Annotated in this window: 16 protein-coding genes; 9 read left to right on the top strand and 7 right to left on the bottom strand. The window is 39.0% G+C overall.

The genetic code is table 11. The annotated features are described in order from the left end of the window. Positions 1 to 43: 43 nt before the first annotated feature. From nirD to KO525_RS10600, 4 genes are all read right to left on the bottom strand, one after another. Positions 44 to 373: a nitrite reductase small subunit NirD gene (gene nirD, locus KO525_RS10615; RefSeq protein ID WP_215963780.1), complete on the bottom strand. Its 330-nt coding sequence runs from the start codon at positions 371 to 373 to the stop codon at positions 44 to 46. A gap of 11 nt (positions 374 to 384) precedes the next feature. Then, the gene (nirB, locus tag KO525_RS10610; protein WP_215963779.1) at positions 385 to 2,943 is read right to left on the bottom strand and encodes a nitrite reductase large subunit NirB; all 2,559 of its coding nucleotides are present in this window, start codon (positions 2,941 to 2,943) and stop codon (positions 385 to 387) included. Between the two features lie 1,280 nt (positions 2,944 to 4,223). Then, the gene (locus KO525_RS10605; RefSeq protein WP_215963778.1) at positions 4,224 to 4,577 is read right to left on the bottom strand and encodes an Hpt domain-containing protein; all 354 of its coding nucleotides are present in this window, start codon (positions 4,575 to 4,577) and stop codon (positions 4,224 to 4,226) included. A gap of 102 nt (positions 4,578 to 4,679) precedes the next feature. Next, a complete protein-coding gene (locus KO525_RS10600; protein WP_215963777.1) occupies positions 4,680 to 5,861 on the bottom strand; it encodes a flagellar assembly protein T N-terminal domain-containing protein in 1,182 nt (393 codons plus the stop codon). 251 nt (positions 5,862 to 6,112) lie between these two features. Here KO525_RS10600 and KO525_RS10595 point away from each other — a divergent pair, with 251 nt between their 5' ends. Beyond that, entirely contained in the window at positions 6,113 to 6,574 is a 462-nt protein-coding gene (locus tag KO525_RS10595; RefSeq protein WP_215963776.1) for an LPP20 family lipoprotein, read from the top strand. A gap of 39 nt (positions 6,575 to 6,613) precedes the next feature. On the opposite strand, the gene KO525_RS10590 is transcribed toward KO525_RS10595, so the two are convergent. Then, on the bottom strand, positions 6,614 to 7,507 hold the full coding sequence (locus tag KO525_RS10590; protein ID WP_215963775.1) for an aspartoacylase: 894 nt from the start codon (positions 7,505 to 7,507) through the stop codon (positions 6,614 to 6,616). A gap of 490 nt (positions 7,508 to 7,997) precedes the next feature. Between KO525_RS10590 and KO525_RS10585 the strand changes: the two genes are divergently transcribed. The 3 genes from KO525_RS10585 to KO525_RS10575 all read left to right on the top strand — a co-directional run bounded on the left by KO525_RS10585 (position 7,998) and on the right by KO525_RS10575 (position 13,564). Beyond that, the gene (locus KO525_RS10585) at positions 7,998 to 9,008 is read left to right on the top strand and encodes a transposase (protein WP_215963774.1); all 1,011 of its coding nucleotides are present in this window, start codon (positions 7,998 to 8,000) and stop codon (positions 9,006 to 9,008) included. A gap of 259 nt (positions 9,009 to 9,267) precedes the next feature. Further along, positions 9,268 to 12,375 (top strand): efflux RND transporter permease subunit, encoded by a 3,108-nt coding sequence (locus KO525_RS10580; RefSeq protein ID WP_215963773.1) that lies wholly within the window; start codon positions 9,268 to 9,270, stop codon positions 12,373 to 12,375. Between the two features lie 115 nt (positions 12,376 to 12,490). Beyond that, positions 12,491 to 13,564 (top strand): efflux RND transporter periplasmic adaptor subunit, encoded by a 1,074-nt coding sequence (locus KO525_RS10575; RefSeq protein WP_215963772.1) that lies wholly within the window; start codon positions 12,491 to 12,493, stop codon positions 13,562 to 13,564. Between the two features lie 536 nt (positions 13,565 to 14,100). On the opposite strand, the gene KO525_RS10570 is transcribed toward KO525_RS10575, so the two are convergent. Next, positions 14,101 to 15,117, bottom strand: coding sequence for a hypothetical protein (locus tag KO525_RS10570; protein WP_215963771.1), 1,017 nt, complete (start codon positions 15,115 to 15,117; stop codon positions 14,101 to 14,103). A 149-nt stretch (positions 15,118 to 15,266) separates the two neighbouring features. Here KO525_RS10570 and KO525_RS10565 point away from each other — a divergent pair, with 149 nt between their 5' ends. Both KO525_RS10565 and KO525_RS10560 read left to right on the top strand, forming a co-directional pair. Beyond that, the gene (locus tag KO525_RS10565; protein WP_215963770.1) at positions 15,267 to 18,215 is read left to right on the top strand and encodes a hypothetical protein; all 2,949 of its coding nucleotides are present in this window, start codon (positions 15,267 to 15,269) and stop codon (positions 18,213 to 18,215) included. A 63-nt stretch (positions 18,216 to 18,278) separates the two neighbouring features. Further along, positions 18,279 to 18,794, top strand: a complete 516-nt coding sequence (locus KO525_RS10560) for a DUF2058 domain-containing protein (protein WP_215963769.1) — start codon at positions 18,279 to 18,281, stop codon at positions 18,792 to 18,794. Positions 18,795 to 18,924: 130 nt separating this feature from the next. Here KO525_RS10560 and KO525_RS10555 read toward each other — a convergent pair whose 3' ends face one another. Further along, positions 18,925 to 20,316: a sugar porter family MFS transporter gene (locus tag KO525_RS10555; protein WP_215963768.1), complete on the bottom strand. Its 1,392-nt coding sequence runs from the start codon at positions 20,314 to 20,316 to the stop codon at positions 18,925 to 18,927. 356 nt (positions 20,317 to 20,672) lie between these two features. Here KO525_RS10555 and KO525_RS10550 point away from each other — a divergent pair, with 356 nt between their 5' ends. The 3 genes from KO525_RS10550 to KO525_RS10540 all read left to right on the top strand — a co-directional run bounded on the left by KO525_RS10550 (position 20,673) and on the right by KO525_RS10540 (position 24,607). Continuing rightward, a complete protein-coding gene (locus tag KO525_RS10550) occupies positions 20,673 to 21,473 on the top strand; it encodes an ion transporter (protein WP_215963767.1) in 801 nt (266 codons plus the stop codon). A gap of 474 nt (positions 21,474 to 21,947) precedes the next feature. Then, positions 21,948 to 23,321 carry a lipopolysaccharide assembly protein LapB gene (locus KO525_RS10545; protein WP_215963766.1) on the top strand — a complete coding sequence of 458 codons (1,374 nt, stop codon included), beginning with the start codon at positions 21,948 to 21,950 and terminating at the stop codon, positions 23,319 to 23,321. A gap of 8 nt (positions 23,322 to 23,329) precedes the next feature. Further along, complete coding sequence (locus tag KO525_RS10540; protein WP_215963765.1) at positions 23,330 to 24,607, top strand: FecR domain-containing protein; 1,278 nt, start codon at positions 23,330 to 23,332, stop codon at positions 24,605 to 24,607. Positions 24,608 to 24,631 lie beyond the last annotated feature (24 nt).

The following is a 24,631-nucleotide window of genomic DNA, read 5'->3' as shown; positions in this document are numbered from 1 at the left end:
GCCAACGTCGCGTTGGCCTTATGCTTTCGTTAGGTGTTATCGTTTAAACACGGAGTTGAACTTGTCCATCGTGACTTCGAACTTGGTAGGTTTTTAGTTCTAATTCTTCTTCTATACATCGACCTGTCATTAGACAATATTGTTGCTTATACAAAGGTGATGCAATTACAATTTTACCTTCAATATCACCAACAATTCCTCTAGACAAAACATTAGCCTTGCCAATTGGGTCGTAATTTTGAATTGCAAAAAGATCGTCGTATTTACCGACTTTAAAAATTGCTATTTGTTCACCATTATGGAGTGCACACACACCAGTGTTTTTGTTTATGTCTGAGACATTGCAAATTGTTTCCCAAATTACTTCCGTCATTATTGTGTTCCTTATTCTACTTCTAACGCTGAAATTTCATTGCCTTTTGCTTTAGCAATTCGTTCAGGAGAGGCGATGCGAGCCTTATTTTGACCACGGTCAGCTTCATAAACTAAACGGTCATCGGTCGCTTCAGAGTTAATAAAATGAGCAAATCGTTTTAGACGTTCGGGGTTGTTGAGTGTTTTCTTCCACTCACATTCGTAGGTGTCGACAATACGCTCCATGCTTGCTTCTAGATCAGCACAAATATTGAGTTTGTCGTCTACGACTACTGATTTCAGATACGCTAAACCACCTTCCATATTATCCATCCAGACTGATGTACGTTGTAAGCGGTCAGCTGTCTGACAATAGAACATTAGAATTCGGTCAACATATTTTATTAGCGTTGCATCATCTAAATCGGATGCGAATAAATCGGCGTGTCTAGGTTTCATACCGCCGTTACCACAAACATATAGGTTCCAACCTTTATCTGTTGCGATGATCCCAATGTCTTTGCTTTGCGCTTCAGCACATTCTCTCGTACAGCCTGAAACGCCCATTTTTAGTTTATGTGGAGAACGTAAACCCTTGTATCGCATTTCCAAGTTAACAGCCATGGAAACAGAATCCATCATACCGAAACGACACCAAGTACTTCCGACACAAGATTTAACAGTACGTAAAGATTTGCCATAGGCATGACCGGTTTCAAATCCGGCTTCAACCAATTCATCCCAAATTAATGGGAGTTCGTGTAGTTGTGCGCCAAAAAAGTCAATTCTTTGTCCGCCGGTAATTTTAGTATAAAGGTCGTATTTAACGCCAATTTCACCTAACTTCATTAGGCCTTGTGGGGTAATTTCACCCGCTGCAATTCTTGGAACAACGGAATATGTGCCGTCTTTTTGCATGTTGGCTAAGAATATATCGTTGGTATCTTGTAATTGGATATTGTCATCGGAAAGGATATATTCATTCCAATGAGTCGCTAACATAGAGCCTACCGCAGGTTTACACGTCATACAGCCAGAGCCTGAACCTACTTCTTCAATTAGCTGGTCAAACGTTTTGATGCTTTTAGCACGAATAATGTCGAACAATTCTTGTCGAGAATATTCAAAATGTTCACAAAGGTTGTTATTAACCTCAACGCCCATTTTTTCAAGTTCGGCATTTAAAACCTGGCCAACCATTGCTGTACAACCGCCACAGCCAGTCCCCGCTTTAGTACAGCTTTTCAAGCTTGGTAAATCTGTTGCTCCTGCTTGTATTGCTTCAATTAAATCGCCTTTTGAAACGTCATGACATGAGCAAATTTGAGCGGAATCAGGTAGGGCATTAACGCCAAGTGCACCGCCTGCTTCACCATCAATGGCAGGTAATATGAAAACCTCGGGTGCTTCAGGGAGTTGCATTTTTTCCAGCATCATTGGCAACAACGTACCGTACGCCTCAGTGTCGCCAACTAAAACAGCCCCTAATAGTGTGGATTTATCGTTTGATACAATAAGGCGTTTATAAATGCCTTCAGCGTCGTTAATGTAAGTGTAAGTTTGAGCGCCTTCAGTTCGAGCATGCGCGTCACCAATACTGGCAACATCAACACCCATTAATTTTAATTTTGTACTCATATCAGCGCCGGTAAAAGTAACGTCTCCACCGGTTAAATGAGAAACAGCTGCTTTTGCCATTGTATAGCCAGGCGCCACAAGACCAAAAATACGTCCGCTCCATAACGCACATTCGCCTATTGCGTAGATATCTTTGTCAGACGTTAAACATTGGTCGTTGATGACAATACCACCGCGTTCACCAACTTCAATGTCTGAACTTCGAGCAAGTTCATCCTGAGGACGAATACCAGCAGAGAAAACAATCATGTCGGTTTCAACATGAGTCCCATCAGCAAAGTTCATACGGTAGCGACTTGTTTCACCGGGAACGATTTCTTTTGTATTCTTTTCTGTATGGACATGAACCCCCATAGCTTCAATTTTAGAACGAAGTAGAGTACCGCCACCTTCATCTAATTGAACTGCCATTAAGCGAGGCGCAAATTCAACAACATGAGATTCTAAGTTTAAGTTAACAAGTGCTTTTGCACATTCAAGACCCAATAGACCGCCACCAATAACAACAGCAGATTTACTCTGACCTGCTGAAGCTGTAATTGCCTCTAAGTCTTCAATTGTTCGGTATACAAGACAGTGTTCGCCGTCGCCTCCAGGAATAGGGGGGACAAACGGAAATGAGCCGGTTGCTAGGATCAGTTTGTCATAAGACTCGCTGCGACCACTTTCAGTAACAACGGTTTTGGCTGCTTTATCGATACTGACAATTTTGTCTTTTATGATAAATTGAACGCCGTGTTCATCGTAATAATCTTCTGACGTTAACATCAAATCGTCTGCGGTTTTACCTTCAAAATATGAAGATAATTGCACACGGTCATAAGCTAAACGCGGTTCTTCTGAAAATGTTGTGATGTGGAAGTTTTTATAGTCTGGATGTTCGATGAGTGATTCAATGAATTTGTGACCCACCATACCATTGCCGACGACGATCAGTTTTTGCTGTCCCATAATGAAACCTTTATTAATTTTAGAATTTAGTAAAGCTAGACAGAGCGTTGTAATTTCGTCGTTGAAACTACCGGTCAGATTTGACCACCTTCATTGGTATCAGAATTTCTTCTGGCTTCTAGCGAAGCAGGCATGAGCCTTTATGTTTTGATGACTTGGGTACTGCAAGTAGAATACCAACACAAAATTAAGGGGGATTTATGGCCTTTGTTTTTGCAACTTGCTGTTTTGTATCGCTATTTATTTTTGTGGGGGTTTTGAAGATAAAATAAGCTTGTGCTTGTGTGCACTGAGTTTGTGCAAATTTTGAATTTTTCTCACTATTACCATGCATACTGCCATCTCATGTTTGTTCGTGTATTTTGATTAAAAGGTATGGATCGGGTAATGGAACTTGCGTTGTTGACAGGTAAATAGTTCAGTTTACACGCCTAGCGAAGGGTGTTTATTAAATGTTAAATTGACATGCCATAACAAAGACACCCACCGATTTTTTTGCAATTTCAAACGGCAGACATCCAACGACATGGAAGTAATAACAAAGACAGCCTCCGTAATAACAAATACATCCACCTTAATTAAGTGATTGTGAAGCAGACCTTTTAACGTTGAGACCTTTTAACGTTGACACCCACTGATTTTTTGTAACTTCAAACGGCAGACATCCAACGACAAAGACATTTAACGTTGACATCCACTGATTTTTTGTAACTTCAAACGGCAGACATCCAACGACAAAGACATTTAACGTTGACATCCACTGATTTTTTGTAACTTCAAACGGCAGACATCCAACGACATGGAAGTAATAACAAAGACACCCACCTTAATTAAGTGATTGTGAAGCGGACCTTTTAACGTTGAGACCTTTTAACGTTGACACCCACTGATATTTTGCAACTTCAAACGGCAGACATCCAATTACAAAGACACCCACCGCAATTAAGTGATTAATATCGAATCTAATAATAACAAAGACACCCACCAAACATAACAAAGACCCCACCGATATTAAGTGATTGTGAAGTTGACCTTTTAACGTTGACACCCACTGATTTTTTGTAACTTCAAACGGCAGGCATCCAACGACATGGAAGTAATAACAAAGACACCCACCGCAATTAAGTGATTAATATCGAATCTAAAACATATTTTGTTATTTGCTCAGGTGTGAAATTTTATAGGGGAATTTATTTTGAACAAAAAAATTGAAGGGGCTGAAATTGCTCAGTCAAAGGGGAATGTATTTCTAGTCAGTCCCCTGAGAGTAACTAAACGTTTTACAAAGATTCGAGTGCTTCGTATGTGGTTGATAATAGTTGTAAAAATTCGCTATGTAGATCTGAAATAGTTAATTCGTCTGAGTTTTTTCCTGCTGCTTCTAAAACTGACGATTCTTGCTGAATTTTCACAGCACCAACACTGGCAGAGGCTCCTTTTATAGAATGGCACGTTTTTCCATAACTTTCCCAGTCTGAAAGATCGAATTGTGCTTGAAGGTCAATTACATTTTGCTTCAATTGAGTCACGTACATTCCCACAATAGACAAATATAGCGACTCATCATCCATGCAATTTTTTATTCCCAGTCCAGTATCAAATCCATCAATTTGGGAAATACCATCTATAGCCATTAAACACTCCAAACTTAATTTATCATCCTAACTGATTATAACCTTAATCGTAATTTCTGATAAAACAAACAATTTTAATGAAAAAGTAATTAATTTAAGCGTTTACCAGTCTGTATCCCAAGATTGCAATTCAATAATGTCGTTTATTTGTACATTACTCATAAAGTCGGTGTCTGTAGACTCAGCAATTGCTGAATTTTCGTATACTTTTACAATTCTTACTTTATAAGGACTAATGACGATATTGGTTAATAGATTACCCAAATCATCTATCGTGTCAGAACGATAAGAGACTCGATATTCTTGACCTATAGCAACGCCTTGACCTGCACCGATGTTGATCTGTATTTGCTCACCATCCTTGATTCCAGATATTTTGCTTTGCAGTTTTTGGCAATTTAAATTGCTATGGATATCATCTCTTATTTCAGTTAAGAGTCTTTTGATGGCGTGACCGTATTCTGAGTTCCAAAATTGAGTACTACTAATGTTTACAGACATTTTATGATCGAATGTCCAGTCGGCAGCCGTATGGAATCTGTTTTGGTATAAAATTTCGTGCGTAAGTGCGTTAGCAATGATCAACTCCATCGTAAAGTAACGTTCAAACTGATCGTCTTCCCAAAAACTAAAAGAATTGGTTTTATCGCCAAAGGAAATGTCACTAATGCGACCGAACATCACAAATTGGGCATTTGCGTTTTGTGCTACAGCATCGATTAGCTGATATCTCACTTTACCTTGTTGTTCAAATTCGGCATTTATATTTAGCTTTTTATCAAACCAAGCAATTGGGTAAATGGTATTCGCACCGGCTTGAAACATTTTCATTAGTTGCCTAGGAACTTCTTTTTCTAATCCATAAATTTCGCCAACTTTTGCATCTTGCCAGTGTTGAATTGGAAATTGTGTAATAGCGATTTTTTTGCCAAATTCTGATGCATAACATTCGCGGTCGGAAGGAAATATGTCGGCGCGAATAGTGACGCTTATAAATGAACCTCTTTGCCGTTCTTCTACAATTTCAACAGAATTGACAGCGCCGACAGAATTAATGCTAACTTGATCATCTATTAATAGGCCGTGAGACATTTTTTGAATACTTGAAACATTAGCGCCTGAAAATAACATAGCTTGCTTTAAAGCGTCTTGAACAGCTCGGTTTTTTGCGCTTCGTACGTCGCCATGGCGCACTTTTGCCTGTCCAGTGGCCTCATACCATTCAGAATGGGCAAAAAATGGTAGTGTAAACATCAGTAATACTAGACGAGTAAATAGCTTCATAAAAAGTACCAGGTTATTTTAAGTGACAAAAAAATGTCACTTAATCGATTTTATTCAATAGATGTCAGCGTTTAGGGTTTAAATTAGCAATAACTAGACCACTTGCTCAAAATAAATTGCCTTCACTCTATAACGACTACATTTTTGGCTTAAATATTGTATATGGTAAGGACACTAAATGAGAAGTTTAAGAAATTGAGAGCCATCAGTTTATATTGGAACTGCCTTTATATTTCAGTAGGAGTCGAATAATGAAGTTTATACGAGCAATGTTAATGAGTTTAACGGTGTGTTTTATTGCGTCCTGTTCGAACTTTTTAGACAAACATGTTGTTTGGGAGTACGAAAAACCAGATCATTTTCCTGTTTTACGATCTATAGGCTACGCTCCGATAAGTGCTCAACCGGGTGATAATGAACAGATCAAAAACATTATGGCTATGAGAGCGTCAAAGCTTGATGCCTATCGTGAACTAGCAGAGCAGGTATATGGTCATCAAGTTCAAGGGCAAACAAGTATGAAAAATTTAGTATCTTCTGATGATAAAGCGCGTTCAAGAGTTGAAGGTGTTATTAGAGGTGCAAAAGTGATTAAAGCCTATGCAGTTGGCGATACTTATGCAACTGAATTAGAGTTAGATATGTCACTGGTTTATGACTTATATCGAATTGAAACCCGACCGCGAAAAATTAAGAAGGTCGAATATTATTAGAAAGCTTCAATAGCTATATTGAAGCTTTCTCACTAAATTTTATGAATTTGTAATCTCAACTTTTTCACATAAACTCATCGCCAAATTATTGTCATAATAAGCTGCTTCGTTGATGAACGTCGGATACATCGATACGGCTTCATCAAAATATTTGACGGAACCGTCAAATAAGACAAATAGGGGATCTCCAGGCTTTAATTCCTTAAAATCCCCGCCCTCAACATGTTTATGTACCATTCCGATTCTTTCACCTTTTGAATTTAGCGGTAACTTAATACTTTTTAAATAGCGAAATGCTTCAATACTTGCCGGTAACGTTGGTAAGCTGTCATTATTATAATGCTCGACAAAATCTAAAATATGTTGAGTCATTCTGGCCATTTGGTCGTTAACTTCGTGTTTTAAAACGCCCTGTGGCACAGGACCTACCTCGACAATTACACCATAGCGTCCAACAGTACATAACAAATGGTGTTCATCATTATCTTTGTGATCTTCGTCGAGAAAAATAATAACTTCGGGCATAACACTTTTTAAATACAGCGACAAAAGATCGTAAAATCGACCTTTTTGCGGTACCAATAACGTTGGACCCATATTTGACGTTGTGTTGTGTAAATCAATGACTAAATCTGACTTTGGATCGTGTTTTGGTCCAATTTGTAAGTTTATCGCCTTAGCTCGGGATTGTTCATAATTTGTTAAACTAAAATCGGATAGTGATTCTGCTGAAAACTGCCTGTTTAAATCTGAGTCTTGGTATCGGCGGTTTGCTGAAATTGCATTGGTATTTGCCAGTAATAATTTAGTATCAAACGAGTTCCTCTCACAGTCCTTATTATTTAACCATTCGTTAACTAGATATACCCCGGCAAGTTCATTGCCGTGTGTGCCACCAACAATAGCAACTTTGTCTATTTTGTTATTTTCCATTTTTATACTTCTTCAAATCTATATGGGTTTAGATTACCAGTTTGAATAAAAGGATAACAATAAGAATTTGTATCTGTTTAGGCAGTTTAGGAATAGGTTAAATCATCAAGTTTATAAACTTACTCACGGACCTATTTTATTACTATTCTTCGACGACTTCACTCAAAACTTAGCAGATAAAACTTAGCAGACACCCACTCAAACAAAAAAATTAGCAAAACTTAGCAGACACCCAACTAATGTTTCATTAGGTAACCAACTCCAAATTAACGAAACCGAGTTGCAGTCTAATATTTTTTTAAAAAACTGTACCTAGGTACAGGTGACACAGGTAATAAAATGCATCATTCTGTTATCGCAGGAAGCAAATCGGTTAAATATTTACTTATTTAATTTTGCAGGAAGCAAAAATAACAAGGCGAACAACTTTGTTACAGCAGGAAGCAATATGCTCAAGGATGAGCATCCACACTAAACTGTAAGGAACTCAATGGCACTTGCTCGACATAAACAGGTTTCAATTATCGCTACTCCTTACTATCACTGTATTTCACGCTGTGTTCGACGAGCGTATTTATGTGGTGTCGATAAAACTACTGGGGTTAATTATGAGCATAGGCGTATTTGGGTTGAAAAACGGTTATTAGAACTTCCTAAAATATTTGCAATCGAAGTTTGTGCGTACGCAGTTATGCACAACCATACCCATAGCTTACTGCATGTTAAGACTGATCAGGCTGAAAGTTGGACTACACTGGAGGTATTATGGCGGTGGCATCAAATTTTCAAAGGAACTGTGTTGACCCGAAAATATGCAAAGGACGGAGCTCAAAGTTTAACGAAAACCGAGCGGGATGCTGTAATAGCCACAGCAGAAGTTTACCGCGGGCGTCTATCCTGTATTAGTTGGTTTATGCGTGTGTTAAATGAGGGGATCGCGAGAAAAGCGAATAGAGAAGATAATTGCACAGGACGTTTTTGGGAAGGCAGGTTTAAATCTCAAGCGCTTTTAGATAATTCTGCTATTTTGGCTTGCATGGTTTATATAGATTTGAACCCTCTGCGCGCTGGTGTATGTAAAACGTTAGGTGATTCAAAATATACAAGTATTTTTCACAAACTGAATGCGGCATCGACCGGGAAAACTTTTAGTAAATTGAAAATATTTAGTAAAAACGATAGCTCAGATTTTACTTTGGACACCATAGCTTATATAGATTTAGTGCAAAATACAGCTGATTGTTTTATTGATAAATTGAATGATAAAACAGCAAGAGCTATTCATGAAAATTCACTTTTAGGGCAATTGGGATTTGAAAATACTAAATGGTTGGAGCTGACAAATTCATTTGAAGAATTTTTCAGAGGCCCTGTTGGCTGTGAAAGTTCAATTACAAAATATGCAAAACTTCAAAACCATAAACGGAGACCTAATTTAACCCAGGCAAAATACTTTATGAATGAACAAAAACCTCTAGACGCCCATCTTAATATAGCCTGAACGCTACGCCTGTTTTATTATCTACATCTACATCTACATCTACATCTACATCTACATCTGCTACTAAGAATATTATGAATTTGGTGTAAATCTTGAGCCAATATTCAGGGCATTTGTTACAAAATATTAATATTTTGTATATCAACGCGCATAAACACGCATTCAACTCAATACGGAGAATTGAAATTAGTTCACTATTTAGTAATTCAAATTTTAAGATTAAGATTAAGTAATTATTGAGTAACTTTTGTGGGCAAAGATGAATTTAACGCGGACTTCTCTATCTAATCCGGCCAGTGTAATGGTCATCATTGTTTTAATCATGCTTTTTGGTGCAATTACCATTTTCAAGCTTCCAATACAGTTGACACCCACCATAGAGCAACCACAAATATCTATTTTTGCAGGTTGGAGGCAAGCTGCACCTGAGGAAATAGAGTCCGTAATTATCGAGCCTATTGAAAATGCAGTAAAAAACACACCTGGAGCGTTGGAAGTTACGACTCAAATATCTAGAGGTGGGGGATCAATTAATTTAACATTTGAAGTTGGCGCTGATATGCAACAAGCATTGTTGGATGTATTGACTAGCCTGAATCAAGCCCCACCTCTGCCGATAGATGCTATGGAGCCTATAGTTGTTGCTGGCGGCGGTGGAAATGGAGCTGGCGGTGGAGGGGCCGCGGCAGCGTCATTACTCGTTGTTCCGCAGTCAGGTGATGTAAGCCATGATATGGCGGAATATCAGAAAGTACTGGATGACATTGTAGAACCTAGGTTAACTCGAATACCAGGCGTATCTGCGGTAAATATGCAAAGTCAGCGGCCAAAAGAACTCCGAATTGAGTTTAATCCCCATAAACTTGCTTCGTATGGAATTCCAATCCAACAGGTGGCAAGTACTGTTTCTAGTGCCACTGACGTATCAGGCGGAGTGGCAAATGTAGGGCGCCGACAATTTACAGTTCGTTTCACTGGAAAATACTCTCCAGATAATCTGACCGATATGCGCATTGGATATAGTGATAATCGACCTATTTACCTGCGAGACGTTGCCACGGTTCGTGAAACCTATACAGATAGGCAGTCATTGACGTTACGTAATGGCAAACCAGCCTACTATATTACGATATCTCGTACTAATGAATCTAACACGGTCGCGGTTTTAGATGGAATAAACCAAGCAATTGATGAGCTTAATAATGAGGCTTTGGGGAAGGAGGGACTTAGTATAGAGCTAAGTTACGACGCTTCTGTTCACATTCGAAATGCATTGGACTTAGTCAAGAGCAATTTAGGTTTGGGTGTCTTGTTAGCTTTGGGCATCCTGTATTTGTTTTTTAGAGGGATAAAACCGACCTTGGTAATTGCTTCGACAATTCCTGTTTCATTGATGATGGCCTTTTTAGCATTGGGCGCATTTGATAGAACAATAAATGTAATATCACTAGCTGGTTTAGCGTTTTCAGTTGGTTTGGTTTTAGATGCAGCCATAATCGTTCAGGAAAATATTTCTAGGCTAAAGTCTGAAGGACTTTCTAATAAAAAAGCCGTAATTCGTGGGGCGACACAGGTTTCTGGGGCGTTATTTGCGTCAACATCAACAAGTGTTGCAATCTTTTTACCGATACTATTTATGGCTGGAATAGAAGGGCAACTTTTTTCGGATTTGGCTCTCACGCTTTCAATCGCAGTTGTTGCATCACTAATTAGTGCTTTAACAATAATACCTATAGCTAATCAATATTTATTTTCTGGTTTTTCTGAAAAGGATAGGTTTGCTCTTTACTGGACGAAATTGGCTAATTTAATAGATAAATTAACTAATACAAAATTAAAACAAATAGGGTGGGTGTCTAGCATATTAGTAGGATCTGTCGTTGTTGTTTTTTTGTTATTGCCAAAAACCGACTTCATGCCTCGAGCACCTACAGATGGATTCTTTTATAGTCTAATTACCCCACCTGGTGGCAATATTGAATTTATGGAAGAAGAGATTGCTAGTAGGGTCAAAAAAAGATTAATGCCTTACTATTTAGGTGAAAAACAGCCAAGGATTAAGGATTTTAACTTTTATGTGTTTGGGGCAAATGCCGGTGGCTTTGTTTATTCAGATGACCCTACAAAAGTTGTTGAGTTGATGGATGTGGCAAGAAAAGAAATATTTGCAGATTTACCAGATACACAAGTATTTCTATTTAGAGGCTCAATGATCCAAGTTGCAAATGGTGGTAACGGAAGGATGATTAGCATTGACTTAACCGGTTCTGATTTGGAGCACTTATTTGATGTGGCTAAAACAGGGATTTCTTTGATTTCTGATACGATGCCTGGTGCAACTGCTCAGCCATTTCCAGCGCTAGATATGTCAGAGCCAGAACTTCGGATTGAACCTAATGATCGCAGGATCACACAGGCAGGATTGAGCAGACGAGATGTAGCGCAGGCGATTCAAGCATTTACAAGTGGGATGTTTGTTAATGAATACTTCAATGGTAACGAGAGGCTAAATGTTATTCTGAGATCAAACACGTGGTCCTCGCCGGAAGAGCTAGCTACTTTGCCTATCTTCACGCCTGACGCAGGTGTCCAAACAATAGGTGAATTAGCAACAATTACTCGAACCGTTGGTCCTTCTCAGTTAAGACGAATCAATGGGAAACGAACAGTTTCGATTCAAGTTACGCCACCAGAAGATATGTCCTTACAGGAAGCTCAAGTTATCTTGACTCATCAAGTTATCGAAAAACTTAGTAGCACATTGGAAGGGGACGCTAGTGTCATTCTGGGAGGGAATGCGCAAAAAATGAATTCTGCAATTCAAGACATGGCAATTAACTTTGCGTTGGCGTTGTTTATTTTGTTCTTGCTGATGACTGCTTTGTTTAAGTCTGCTGGGGATAGTTTGCTGGTGTTGCTAGTTATGCCGATGGCAATCGCTGGTGGCATTATTGCAATGGCAATATTAAATATTTTTACGGTTCAGTCATTGGATTTATTAACTATGGTTGGCTTTATTATTTTGCTAGGACTAGTGGTTAATAACGCCATTTTACTGGTTGATCAGACCCGAGTTGCAGAGAAGGAAGGGTTACCAATAAGAGATGCTGTTAAAAAGGCGGTGTTAATTCGCTCCAGGCCAGTCTATTTGAGCACGTTGACAAGCTTGTTCGGAATGTTACCACTTATGTTAATGCCTGGAGTAGGCTCTGAAATATATAGAGGATTAGCTACCGTTATTGTAGGTGGGATGGCTATTAGTGCAGCATTTACATTAATACTTATGCCAAGCTTATTGTTGCTTACGCCACGCGGAAGTCTGGTAGCGACAAAACAAGGCGGTGATATACCGATTATTCAATCGTAAATGGTTAGTCTTGATGTTAATCCAGTCGTGCTTTCTGCAGCAATTTATAAGGCGAAATTACATGCTAACCAAACCTTACAAACATATGACAAAAAATTGGGAAATAGGTAAGTTAATGAATAAGTTAAGTTTTTATAATGCCATGTTATTCATCGCCTTTATGGCCACTTCATTTACTTCAACGAGTGCATCTGTGCCAGTGAAAGTTGACCATATCCAGGAAAAAAGCTTTCAAGCAACCGTGGATGTTCACGGTACTATAGTAGGTAAACGCGATGTAACATTAACGTCTGGTATTTCTGGTAGATTAGAGTATGTCGCAGAACCTGGAATGTTATTGCATAAAGGCGATATAGTTGCGAAATTTGACTTGAAACCTTTAAAGTTAAGTCGTTCAGAGCAATTGTTGATTATTGATCGCGCACAGGTAAATGTTGATTTTCAAAAAATTGAACTGGCACGCTATCAATCATTGGCTAATACCGATGCCACAGCACAATATCAAATTGACCTAACTAAAAATAAACTTGATCTTGCAAAGTCTGATATTGATCTTGCTCGTAATAAATTAGAACAAATAGAAAACCAAATTGAACGTGCGACAATTTATGCACCGTTTACAGGCGTCGTCGGCACACGATTTGAAAAACCAGGTAGTGAAATAAACCGTGCAGATAAACTTGTTCACCTTTTAGATCTGACTAAGCAGGAAGTGAGATTATTTTTGCCAATAAAATACTTAAATCACGCCGCTATTGACCAAAACGTATTTTTGATTGGTGAAACTCTCGGAGCTAATAAAGCCACCACTGGTAAAGTAACATCGATTATTCCACAAACAGATACTCGCTCTCAAACATTTGAAATTAGAGCGTTGTTGCTTGGAGCAGATGCTGCTAAATGGGCTTCAGGAGAATTAGTTGATGTTAGAGTTGAATTCCAAGATTCTACTTTAGTGAAGTTGATAAATCGTGATGCACTCATTATTAGAAAAAACGGAATACATATTGTAAAAATTGATGAAAATAATAAAGCCGTTACTATTCCTGTCGATACGGGAAGTGGGCACGATGAATATATTGAAATTTACCCTAAACTTTCAGATCATGAACTAAACGAAGGCGACAAAATAGCAATTCGCGGCGCTGAGCGACTCACCGATGGGCAAGAGGTAGATGTTCAGCATTAAACCTTGGTGGGTGTCTGCGTTATAAACTGGCGCAGGAGCGTTTGAAGCTTAAAACAACGGTGGGTGTCTGCGTAATAATTTGGCGCAGGAGAGTTTGAGGCTTAAAACAACGGTGGGTGTCTGCGTTATAATCATCTGGGCAGGAGCGTTTGAAGCTTAAAACAACGGTGGGTGTCTGCGTTATAATTTGGCGCAGGAGCGTTTGAAGCTTAAAACAACGGTGGGTGTCTGCGTTATAATTTGGCACATGAGCGTTTGAAGCTTAAAACAACGGTGGGTGTCTACGTTATAATTTGGCGCAGGAGAGTTTGAGGCTTAAAACAACGGTGGGTGTCTACGTTATAATCTGGCGCAGGAGCGTTTGAAGCTTAAAACAACGGTGGGTGTCTACGTTATAATCTGGCGCAGGAGCGTTTGAGGTTTAAAACAACGGTGGGTGTCTGCGTTATAAAAAGCGCATTTATATTGGTAAATACGCTCTCTAGGTCATTATGACGACAGTGTAGTGGACAAGGTAAGCCCTATCATTAAGCCGTTTAAAAAGATTTTAATTGGCAATTTCTAACAGTAAACTTGTGTCCGTATTGCGCATTTTTATCAGGCGTACTGACTAAAATATCAAATTCGCCTATTGATAAAACGCGTTCTTTATCTGTTTTGATGCACTGTGAAAATTTAAATAGTTCGACATTGTGTACAAATATGGCGATGAGGTGATTAAAGGTGAAATCATAATCAAGCTCTTCGTCATCGTCGACCTCTTTATCTGTCTCATTTGTCGCTTTTCCATCTGTAATACCAGTAATATTATCTTCGACGCGTGTCGCCGCTAGGATTTCTTCCGCTATTTCCTGTTCCTTACTTTTGGATAAATCAGCCTCTGTACTGCTATCACCAGCAACATTATTGTCATCGACTCTGTTATTATAAGGCGAACTTTTGCCGATATCTTTTACGGTTTGTTGCATGTTTGCGGACTTAAATTCACCGCTGTAAAATTCGATGGCTGAAGTTAAAGTCGTAAGCATGGCTGGAATTAGAAATAATTTAAGTAAAGCTAATGACAAACTACTTTTTGGGGCCTTAGATTGAAACAACTTATCAAGCCTAATTATTTTGAGAAATATTCTTAATAAAATAAGTGATTGCAAAAAAATCACATAAAAGACCATAACCGTTGCACTTAGTGTCAACATCCATATTGGTGCCATAAGTAGGGTTGCAAATCCAATAGAATAAAACAGCGGGGAAGGATCAATACCAATCACTTCATTCACTTTTTGTGCAGCAAATGCCACCGCAAAATTTGCAACGATTGCATAACTGATAATGATAATGAATCGGCCTAACAAATTGTTCCAGGCGGCAACAAATTTAGGCCATACCTCCATTGCTATACCGATAATTGCGATAAAGCCAATAGTTGAAAATGCAATGAGATCATCAGTTGCAAAAAACAAAAGTTGCAGGAGAAATGCAAATAGATAGATTTTTTGAGGTTGACTCAAATTGTCAAAAAACTTTGCTTTTAAGGAGTCGAATACTTCCATCATGTTTAAATTCCTAACTTTTTTTACAGCATAACAATGTTTTGGTCGCCACCTAAAACATTTTGTTATAATTTAGTATATTGTCAGTATTAAAGAAAAAAGCAGGCTTAATGTCATCATTAAATTTGAGGTTAAGGCGACAAGGATTTTAAATGTTCAAAAACCGAATTATATTGTTAATTAACTTTTTATTGTTGATGTTTATTGTAGCGAGTGGGCAGGGTATTGCAGACCCTATGTCTAAATTGGACTGGAAAATATTTAAAACTGAACATTTTCGGATTCATTACACTGCCGAATATGAGGAGTGGTCTATAGCAGCTGCACATGAAATGGAAGCGTCGCGAACCGTATTATTACAGCAGCAAAAAAGATCCCTACCAGAAGTCGTCAATGTGGTTGTTTTTGACCCTTTAAATGACTCGAATGGCTTTGCAATTCCATATAGTAATAAGCCTTTTATGGCGTTATTTGCAACAGCACCACAATCTGACTCTCAGATTTCTAATTCTTCAAGTTGGCCACAACTTTTATCACTTCATGAATATGCACATTTGTTGCACCTCGCACAACCAAGTCGTAACACATGGACCAACTTTGTGGCGTCTATTTATGATATTTATGATGTAACAAACGGAATTACCGAACGATGGGTCGCGGAAGGTTATGCGACCCTGCTGGAGTCAAAACTTACAGGTCGTGGCCGATTGTACGATGTGCAAGTTGAAATGATGTTACAGCAATTTGCACGTGAAGGTGGCTGGCCGACTTATAATGAACTTAGCAGTACAAGCGGTCGATATCGGATCGGTAATATGGCTTACTTAGTTGGTGGTAGATTTTTAGCCTGGATTGAAGCCAACTACAGTGAGAAAAAATTAGACGCTGTTTGGACACGGATGAAAGGCGCCAAAAAACGAAACTTTGAAAAAGCCTTTGTCGGCGTTTTTAATCAACCCGCTCAGCTTCTATATCAACGTTTTGTTGCCGAATTTACGCAAAAAGTGATGAATCTTGAAAACAAAGACATCATGGATAAATACAGTCTTTGGTTAGATGGTGATTTTGAATTAGCAGAACCAACATTAAGCCCAAATAGTGAACTTTTAGCTGTTGTCGAGAAGTCAAAGGGACCAAACGCTAAAGTCAATCTAGTGGTTTATGAAACCAAAGAAAATATCAAAGCGAAAGAAAAGTTTGAAAAAGCACAAAAAGATTTAATTGAAGCCGATCCAATAGACATTGCTGATACGCCGCCAGTTATTTTTAAACGTAAGAAAAAATTTAACCTTGCGCAGCGTAATTTTAATGGTATTCGCCACCCACGTTGGATGGGAGACGATGCGTTGCTGTTTGTTTCCAGTACAACGGACAGTAATAATTTTAAACACCAAGATTTATTTAAGTGGAAATTATCCACCGGCAATGTAACGCAACTGACTGATGGACTAAATGTCAGACGATTTGATGTCGACATTGCTAGTGGTCGTGTTTATGCCGAATTAAATAAGTTCGGCTATTCTTCGTTGGTGCAGTTTAATATTACCAATTTAAGTGGCACGGTTCAGGCTAATGAAATTGAAACCGCGTCATTACAATACGGGTATGACTTCCCACGAGTGAACCCGACAAACAATAGCCAGCTGGCCTACCTTGAACACAATATAAATCAACCATGGCGAATTAAAATAAGAAATTTGACGACCCAAGAAACAAGTTATGTAGCGTTGCCACACGAATACCAGTTCTTATCGTTTTTAAATTGGTCTCGAGATGGTAAGGCGCTTTATTATGTTGCAGGTAAGGGCGAAGCATTAAAAATGTATCGTTACGAGTTTGAAGATCAAAAATTATTTGCATTAACACAGGGCCATGTCCCGGTTGCCTGGCCGATGGAGTTACCAAATAAGCTTGGCACTACGATTTTATTTTCTTCATATCGTTCAACAGGTCCAAATTTGTATTCGTTTCAAACGTCTAAAGGAAATTGGCATCGCGTATTTGGGATTTCAGACCAACAAAATTGGGAATACCTAGAATCTATTAGCCCATACCCAATTAAAATGCCTGCAGCCTCGTTTAATCAGGACGATTCAATAGGAGAACATTTAGATTACAATTCATCGGAAGGCCTATGGCGTCAAGATAAAACACTTACGGTAGGCGGGCAATTTAATAGTGCCTCCACTAATTTGTTGGAAATTGGTGTTAAAGGCGGTGACTTGTTACAAATTTTGAACTGGCAACTTAATGCGAGTTTAGATTCCTTAAGTAATACTGCTGCGGGAGTAAGTGGTTACCTTAATTTTCGAAAATATCCGATAAATCTGACAGCAGATTTTCATTATTTTAATTTAGACTTTAACGAACAAGGCCATAGTGTCAGAGGCGACAAAACGACGTTTGCAGGTGTCGGATTTAGCGCAGATTACCCTTATCGTTTATTTGAAACTTATAGTGGTGAATTTAATGCGAGTTACGATCACAATGAGTATGAGCCAGATGGTTATGCTGTGGTCTCTGATAAGTCAATGTCGTTTGGTCATAAACAGCAGTTCTGGTTTGACCGACAATCATGGGGCGTTGTGCAGTCGTCTAGTATAAATTGGCTAAGTGGTGAAACTGAACGAGATTTAGTGGCCGGTGTAGATGACTGGACAGGCACAGATTTACAATTGTCGCTTGGTGCTCACTATCAAGGTATCTTGTTTACCACTGACTATTTAAGCGCAGAGCGAAAAGATAGTAGTTATGATTTGTTGTCCATCGGTGGTATGCCATCGACGCTAATTGCAGAAGACATGTTTAGCCATTGGCAGTTTGCACCAGAGTTGCCATTTGGTTATGACTCTGGTGACAAATTTGAGCGGATAACATTTGCGTTGTCTAGCCGTACCGGCGGAACTCAATTTTATTACTCAGAACTAGTAGTCGATAGCTATGTCATAATGGAAATTGTCGGATTAAGAAGCAAAGAAAAAATCAATATGTATGGAACAGGCCTGAGTGACTTGGTTTTCGACTATGGTTTAGCAACATTGATCTCACCCGAAGACGAATATTCGGTACAAGGGTGGTTTGGATTAAGGTATCAGTACTAGTTGAAATTTAGCGAGAAAAAACGATAATGCGCATTATTAAAAATTGGAGAAGTAAGTAGAGTTATGGCTCAGATGTCACTGCAAGAACAGCTATTAAAAGCGGGTTTAACGAACGAAAAGAAAGCGAAGAAGGCGAAAAAAGCCAGTAAAAAGAATCGTGATCTTAAACGTGACATTAAAGCAGCAACTGATTCTAAGAGAACTGAACAGTTAGAGCGTGATAAACAGCTAAACAAGCAGATCCAAGAAGAAGCTAAAAAGAAAGCGATTCAGGCCCAAATTGTACAGCTAATTGAAATGAATCAATTAAACTTGCACGGTGGCAGTTTAGCTTATAACTTTACAGACGGCAGCGCAGTTCGCAAACTTAATGTTGATGACAAAGTTCAACGTCAATTAGCCAACGGTCTGCTGTCAATTGTTCGATTAGCAGACGACTATGCTGTTGTGCCTTCTGTGGTAGCTGAAAAGATTGCTCAACGAGATGACTCGATACTTGTATCACAAAATACCGTTGAAGAAGTTGATGAAGATGATCCATACAAAGACTATGTGATCCCAGACGACTTAATGTGGTAAGCGTTTGAGTTATATTGCTCAGATAAATACGTAATAAAAAGCCTAGAATGAATCTAGGCTTTTTTGTGTTTGCTTATTTTTTAAATAACCGTCCATACAACCTTACATACAATATGGACGGTCTTAGCGATTAACCAGCCATGTCTTCGAGCTCAAGCCCTTTTGTTTCATACACATAGTAAATAACAAAAAATACTGACAGGATTGCGCAAATCGTATAGAAGCCATAAGCGCCAGCAAGTCCGATAGAACCCAGTAACATAGTAAATGTCATAGTAATAATAAAGTTAGAGCCCCATTGTGCAACGCCACTTACCGCTAAACCAGAACCGCGGATTTGATTCGGGAACATTTCCCCTAACATGACCCACATCACCGGTCCCCAAGACATATTAAAGAAGAAAACATAAGCATTTGCTGAAACAAGCGCTAATGTACCCCAGTCGCCCAGAATTAAGTCACCATTTGAAGCTGTATCGGCATTTGTAAATGCAATAACTAACATACCTAAGGTGACAGACATTCCAATTGAACCCCACTTGAGTAGCGGTTTACGGCCGATTCTGTCGATAACTGAAATAGTAATTACTAAAGCTGTGACACTAACTGCACCGCTAATAATATTAATTAATAACGCCTCGGACTCTGCAAATCCTGCAGCCTGCCATAATACCGCACCATAATAAAATACCACGTTAATGCCTACCATTTGTTGGAATACAGCTAAGCCGATCCCAATCCAAACAATTTTACGAATTTTTTGGGTTTTCTTATCAAGGAGATCAGCGAGTTGAGGTTTGTGATCAGCATCTAAAGAGGCTTCAATTTCTGTTAGTTTTTTGGTGCCGACGTCAACGCCATAAAGTTTACACAATACCTGTTTTGCCAGATCCGATTGTCCATTAGCCACTAAAAATCGAGGGCTTTCAGGGATAAAGAACAACATAACGAAAAATAGGACCGCTGGGATCAGTTCAATCCAGAACATCCAACGCCATGCTTCAAAGCCTAGCCATAGAATCTCGGTAGATAAACCTGCTTGTTGAGCAAGTAAGTAGTTACTTACAAATGCCATGAACAGGCCTAGTATTATTGCAACTTGTTGAATGGTGGTGAGTCTGCCGCGGTATTCCGCTGGCGCAATTTCACTAATATACGCTGGAGCCATTACCGATGCGGCGCCAACAGCGAGACCTCCGAGGATGCGATAGACAATAAACTCGACAGAGCTAGTTGCAATACCAGAACCCCAGGCGCTAATGATGAAAAACACAGCTGCGACGAGTAGTAGAGCACGACGACCAAATTTGTCAGCTAATCTGCCAGCAAAAAATGCACCGATAGCACAACCTAACAGCATACTCGATACGTTAAAACCTGTGCCAATACTTTGTGAATTAAAGGCCTGCTGAAGACCGTCAACTGTGCCATTAATTACGCCACTGTCGAATCCAAATAAAAAACCGCCTATCGTGGCAACGACACTGATAAAGGCGATAAAGATATTATTGTTCTTATTCATTTATTTTCCCGTTTGATTTTTGCCTCTTTTCTAAGCGTTATTTTATGTTTATGCAATGCAGTATTTTTGCTTTAGCTTTACTAAATTTATTAGCGTTATCAACGAGGCACAAATAGGTGTATGAAAGTTGGCCTATTGTCGCGCTTCGTGTTTTGGATGAGAGCAGACATAAGTTGGCGGCAACCCTAACGTCTTTAATGTTGATAATGTGTGAGGCTGAAGCGTTTTATGCATGAACCTTAATAATAGACTCCAATTGAACTAATGATATTAGTCTAAAAATTCAGTTCTACATTTGGGGCAATGTCCGATATAATTCACATCACTTTTTACCACCCATATTTTAGCTAAAAAACATGTATCAGATTATAAAATCTAAGTTTAACGCATTAAAAAATAATAAAATTTTTGAGCTTGTAGTTGTCGCAGTTATTATCCTTTCGGCACTCGAAATAGGCGCAAAGACCTTTCAATTGCCAGAAAGTGCCATTTCAATTACTTATATTCTAGATACTTTTATTACCGTCTTTTTCTTAGTTGAATTAACCATTCGATTTATCGCAGATGATGATAAAAAGCAGTTCTTCAAGAAGGGCTGGAATATATTTGATTCTTTGGTTGTTGCAATAAGTCTGATCCCAATTGATGACTCTGAAATGGCACTCTTAGCTCGTCTGGTCCGAGTGTTTCGGGTACTTAGAATGGTTTCAGTTGTCCCCGAACTTCGCGTATTAATTAACTCGTTAATCAAAGCATTGCCGCAGTTGGGCTATGTTGTCTTGTTGATGTTTATCATTTTTTATATTTACGCAGCAATTGGTAGTTTTGTTTTTAATTCCATAAATCCAAAGCTTTGGGGAGACATTGCTATTTCGATGTTAACTCTGTTCCGCATCATGACCTTTGAAGATTGGACCGACATCCAGTATGAGACGATGGAAGTGTACCCAATGTCCTGGATCTTTTACCTAACATTTATCTTTTTTACCGCCTTTGCATTTTTAAATATGGTTATCGGCATCGTGGTGAGCGTCATGGAAAAGGAGCAAGCGCTATTGTATGTTAGCAATGAGCCTTCTATGACTGAATTGCAAACAGAGATCAAAGAGCTCAAAGCTTTGGTTAATCAACTTGTCACTAATCAAAATAAGTTGTAATTGAATATGTTGGCTGTCGGCCAACGTATTTTATTGGTTTGAATGAGTTGCCCATGATTTGTTTAGAAAATATTAATTTTTTCGGCAATATTTTGATTATTTATACTACACTCAAAATAATCACCATTTAGATTTCTTTTTTTGTGAAAATAGTCTAGCTGTCATATTTGCATCACTGTGCTTTATTACACTATTTTAAGGTCATGGGGCTGTAGCTTTTTAACCGAGGTTCTAATGCCACCATAGATGGCTTGGCCAGTAATTTGGTGGACAATATACACTTTGTAGCAAGACAGCACGCTTGATTTATCCCTTTTAATACAACGTGGTTGGATTGTTAAACAGGCTACGGTGTGTGTATTATCTAAACGGTTTAGTAAGAATGTTTTAATCGAAACGCAACTATCAAGGTTAACTTTTAAGGTAAAACTGTATCGTGGACAATCCTCAAATTGAAACTAGCGAAGGTGGTTTATGCTGATTAGACGCCTAGTAGTTGTTTTTGTTATTTTCTTGTTGCCTCTCGCGAGTCAAGCTCGTAGCGAAATTTTGCCTTACCCAGATGTTTTGGATGAGTTAAATTATCTACTGACCAACAAAGATTACGAATCAGCCTATCAAACGGCCGAGCTCTTCGCATTTGATTATGGTGGCGAAGCTGATTTTGATCTGTTACTTGGGTTTGCAGCGTATGGCAGTCAGCGTTTTCAAGAAGCGGTATTTGCTTTTGAACGTGTATCGGTTTTAAGGCCCAAGGTGTTTATAGGACGCTTTTTCTTAGCTCAAAGTTACAATAAACTGGGAAATTACGCCGCCGCTCTAGCGGAGCTAGAAAAGCTAAAAAAATTGACATTAACTGCAGAACAACAAAACAAAATTTCAAGTTTATCCTCAACCATTAATCGCAACGCTTTAAGTCGAAAAACCGTGTGGTACCACATTGTCGGTGCGAATTTATCGTTAGACAGTAATATCAATAGCGGTACTGACCAAGATAGTATTTTGATTCCAGACTTAGGTGAAATCGTATTATTTGAATCTGCAAAAGCAACCTCAGATACAGGCTATAACCTGTCATACATGGGGGGGTATCAGCATCCAATTGATCAAAATCAGGCTATAAAAATCGATGTTGCTGCGAGCCATTATGGTTTTGTGGAAAACAATCAGTTTCAACGTCAACAATTAGCATTAAATATTGCATTAGTTCAGGACTGGTCATTTGGCCAAGTATCTTACTCTGGGTATACACGACCACTATGGTTAGAACAGGATGTTAAAACAGACACAATAGATGATTTAACGTCGGAACCTAAACGCGAAGTGAGTTTGTATCGAGTTGAAACAGGGGCGGGTATTGGATTTAAACAAAAAGTAAATAAACAAGTTAATTACAGATTTGGCGCAAATGTGTCATTTGTGGCTAATCAAATTAGCCCGGAACTCGATTTTTCTCGAATTAAGTTGGCAGCCGGTGTTCAATATAAAAGTAAAATGTTGCACACATTAAACCTGCATTATACCAATGACAGCGCCTCCGACAGCGACTATGGCTACAATGACAAGTCCACAATTGGTCTTATTTATCAAATTGCATTGCCCGTTATGGATAAAGTCATGAGCAGCAGCTATGTCATGTATGAGTCTCATAGTTACGATTTACAACATCCAATCTTCAAAGCGGTTCGTAGCGAATCTATTATTGCTGCGTCATCACAGCTAAATTACCAATATTCTGAGCATCAACAATTTAAATTGCAGTTAAATATTCAACAAAAAGACAGCAATGTAGAGCTATTTAATTTTAACCGTGTCGAGACCGTAATGGGTTGGCAATATGTGTTTTAGGAGCCGATATGTTAATTAGGAAACTGACAGTAATTGCATTATTTATGGGATGTGGCGTGGCGCATTCAGCGGATATCGCGGGTAAGACTATGTTGGTGGTTGGTGCCGTAAACGCCAGCGACATTAAAACCAATGTAAAGCGCAAATTAAAACGTCGCGCAGTTGTTTTCGGACAGGACCTCATCACGACGGGCGATAAAGCAAAAGCTCAATTACGAATGTCTGATGGTGGACTTATAGCGTTAAAAGCGAATAGTGAATTAAAAATAGCCGATTACCAGTATTCTGACGAGTCAGGTAAAGGTTCTGTCGTCATGGAATTGGTTAAAGGGGGCCTGCGCTCGGTTACGGGAAATATTAAGGCGCAAAATGGCGATTATCGATTAAAAACTCCCGTGGGCAGTATTGGGATCCGTGGTACTCATTACGAAGTAGAACTTGTCGCAAAAGAAATGTTTATCGCTGTATGGGATGGGGCTGTAGACGTTTCAATCGGTGTTGGTGATGAGCCTGGTCGACAAGTTTCATTTGGCGCAGGAGAGGCATTCTCTTATGCCTCAATAAGCAGTACGGGTAAAGTGACCATGTTACTTGAACCCCCAAAGAATTTTAATTCAGGTATGTCAACAACGGCAGGTACAGCAGAAGAAAGTTCTGAAGAGGCTGAAAACTCGGAAGAAGTCACTAGTAACGATGAACCGTCAGATAATAGTGAAGAAGAGACCACTGAAGTTGCGCAAACAAGCAATAGTCAAAGCTCAGATGCAGCGGTACCCGAAGCTAACGACATTGGCCAAGATACAGAAATGACAGCAGGTGATGGACAATTTACTGAAATTGCGGTGGATTTAGCCGAAGATGGCTCATATCTCGCAACCGATGAATTTAATACTGCTCAACCAAAAACCGCAGAGCAGCTATTGCCTGACCGAAGTGGAAAATTAACCTATAACAACGCTGAGCTTTTAGATGGCAACTCAACGGCGGGCGGCTTAAAAAACTTCCAGATGTCGATGGACATTGATTTTGACACGCTAGGCGTTACCGCGGGTAATTTAACTTTAGATGATAACGAAGGAGAATGGCGAGCAACGTTCTCTGGAAACATTTCTACGTCTGGTCAAATTGCTTTAGATATAAGTCATGCTTCCCATGGTAACAACTTGGCTGATGGTGAAATAGATACCGCATTTTATGACGGTTTAGACTCAATAATTGGTAATTTTGAGTTAGAAGAAGTTTTACGCCCTAACATCAATACAACGGGTAGTTTTATTATTAAGTAACGGATATGTGGTGGCAGTAATGAT

This window comes from Psychrosphaera sp. B3R10 (genome assembly GCF_018861025.1).
Classification (GTDB): Bacteria; Pseudomonadota; Gammaproteobacteria; order Enterobacterales; family Alteromonadaceae; genus Psychrosphaera; species Psychrosphaera algicola.
This window is presented reverse-complemented; position numbering and strand designations above follow the sequence as displayed.

Coding starts and splice junctions, on each gene's coding strand:
- nirD (WP_215963780.1), bottom strand. CDS start 373: ATGACGGAAGTAATTTGGGAAACAATTTGCAATGTCTCAGACATAAAC.
- nirB (WP_215963779.1), bottom strand. CDS start 2,943: ATGGGACAGCAAAAACTGATCGTCGTCGGCAATGGTATGGTGGGTCAC.
- KO525_RS10605 (WP_215963778.1), bottom strand. CDS start 4,577: ATGGCTATAGATGGTATTTCCCAAATTGATGGATTTGATACTGGACTG.
- KO525_RS10600 (WP_215963777.1), bottom strand. CDS start 5,861: ATGAAGCTATTTACTCGTCTAGTATTACTGATGTTTACACTACCATTT.
- KO525_RS10595 (WP_215963776.1), top strand. CDS start 6,113: ATGAAGTTTATACGAGCAATGTTAATGAGTTTAACGGTGTGTTTTATT.
- KO525_RS10590 (WP_215963775.1), bottom strand. CDS start 7,507: ATGGAAAATAACAAAATAGACAAAGTTGCTATTGTTGGTGGCACACAC.
- KO525_RS10585 (WP_215963774.1), top strand. CDS start 7,998: ATGGCACTTGCTCGACATAAACAGGTTTCAATTATCGCTACTCCTTAC.
- KO525_RS10580 (WP_215963773.1), top strand. CDS start 9,268: ATGAATTTAACGCGGACTTCTCTATCTAATCCGGCCAGTGTAATGGTC.
- KO525_RS10575 (WP_215963772.1), top strand. CDS start 12,491: ATGAATAAGTTAAGTTTTTATAATGCCATGTTATTCATCGCCTTTATG.
- KO525_RS10570 (WP_215963771.1), bottom strand. CDS start 15,117: ATGATGGAAGTATTCGACTCCTTAAAAGCAAAGTTTTTTGACAATTTG.
- KO525_RS10565 (WP_215963770.1), top strand. CDS start 15,267: ATGTTCAAAAACCGAATTATATTGTTAATTAACTTTTTATTGTTGATG.
- KO525_RS10560 (WP_215963769.1), top strand. CDS start 18,279: ATGGCTCAGATGTCACTGCAAGAACAGCTATTAAAAGCGGGTTTAACG.
- KO525_RS10555 (WP_215963768.1), bottom strand. CDS start 20,316: ATGAATAAGAACAATAATATCTTTATCGCCTTTATCAGTGTCGTTGCC.
- KO525_RS10550 (WP_215963767.1), top strand. CDS start 20,673: ATGTATCAGATTATAAAATCTAAGTTTAACGCATTAAAAAATAATAAA.
- KO525_RS10545 (WP_215963766.1), top strand. CDS start 21,948: ATGCTGATTAGACGCCTAGTAGTTGTTTTTGTTATTTTCTTGTTGCCT.
- KO525_RS10540 (WP_215963765.1), top strand. CDS start 23,330: ATGTTAATTAGGAAACTGACAGTAATTGCATTATTTATGGGATGTGGC.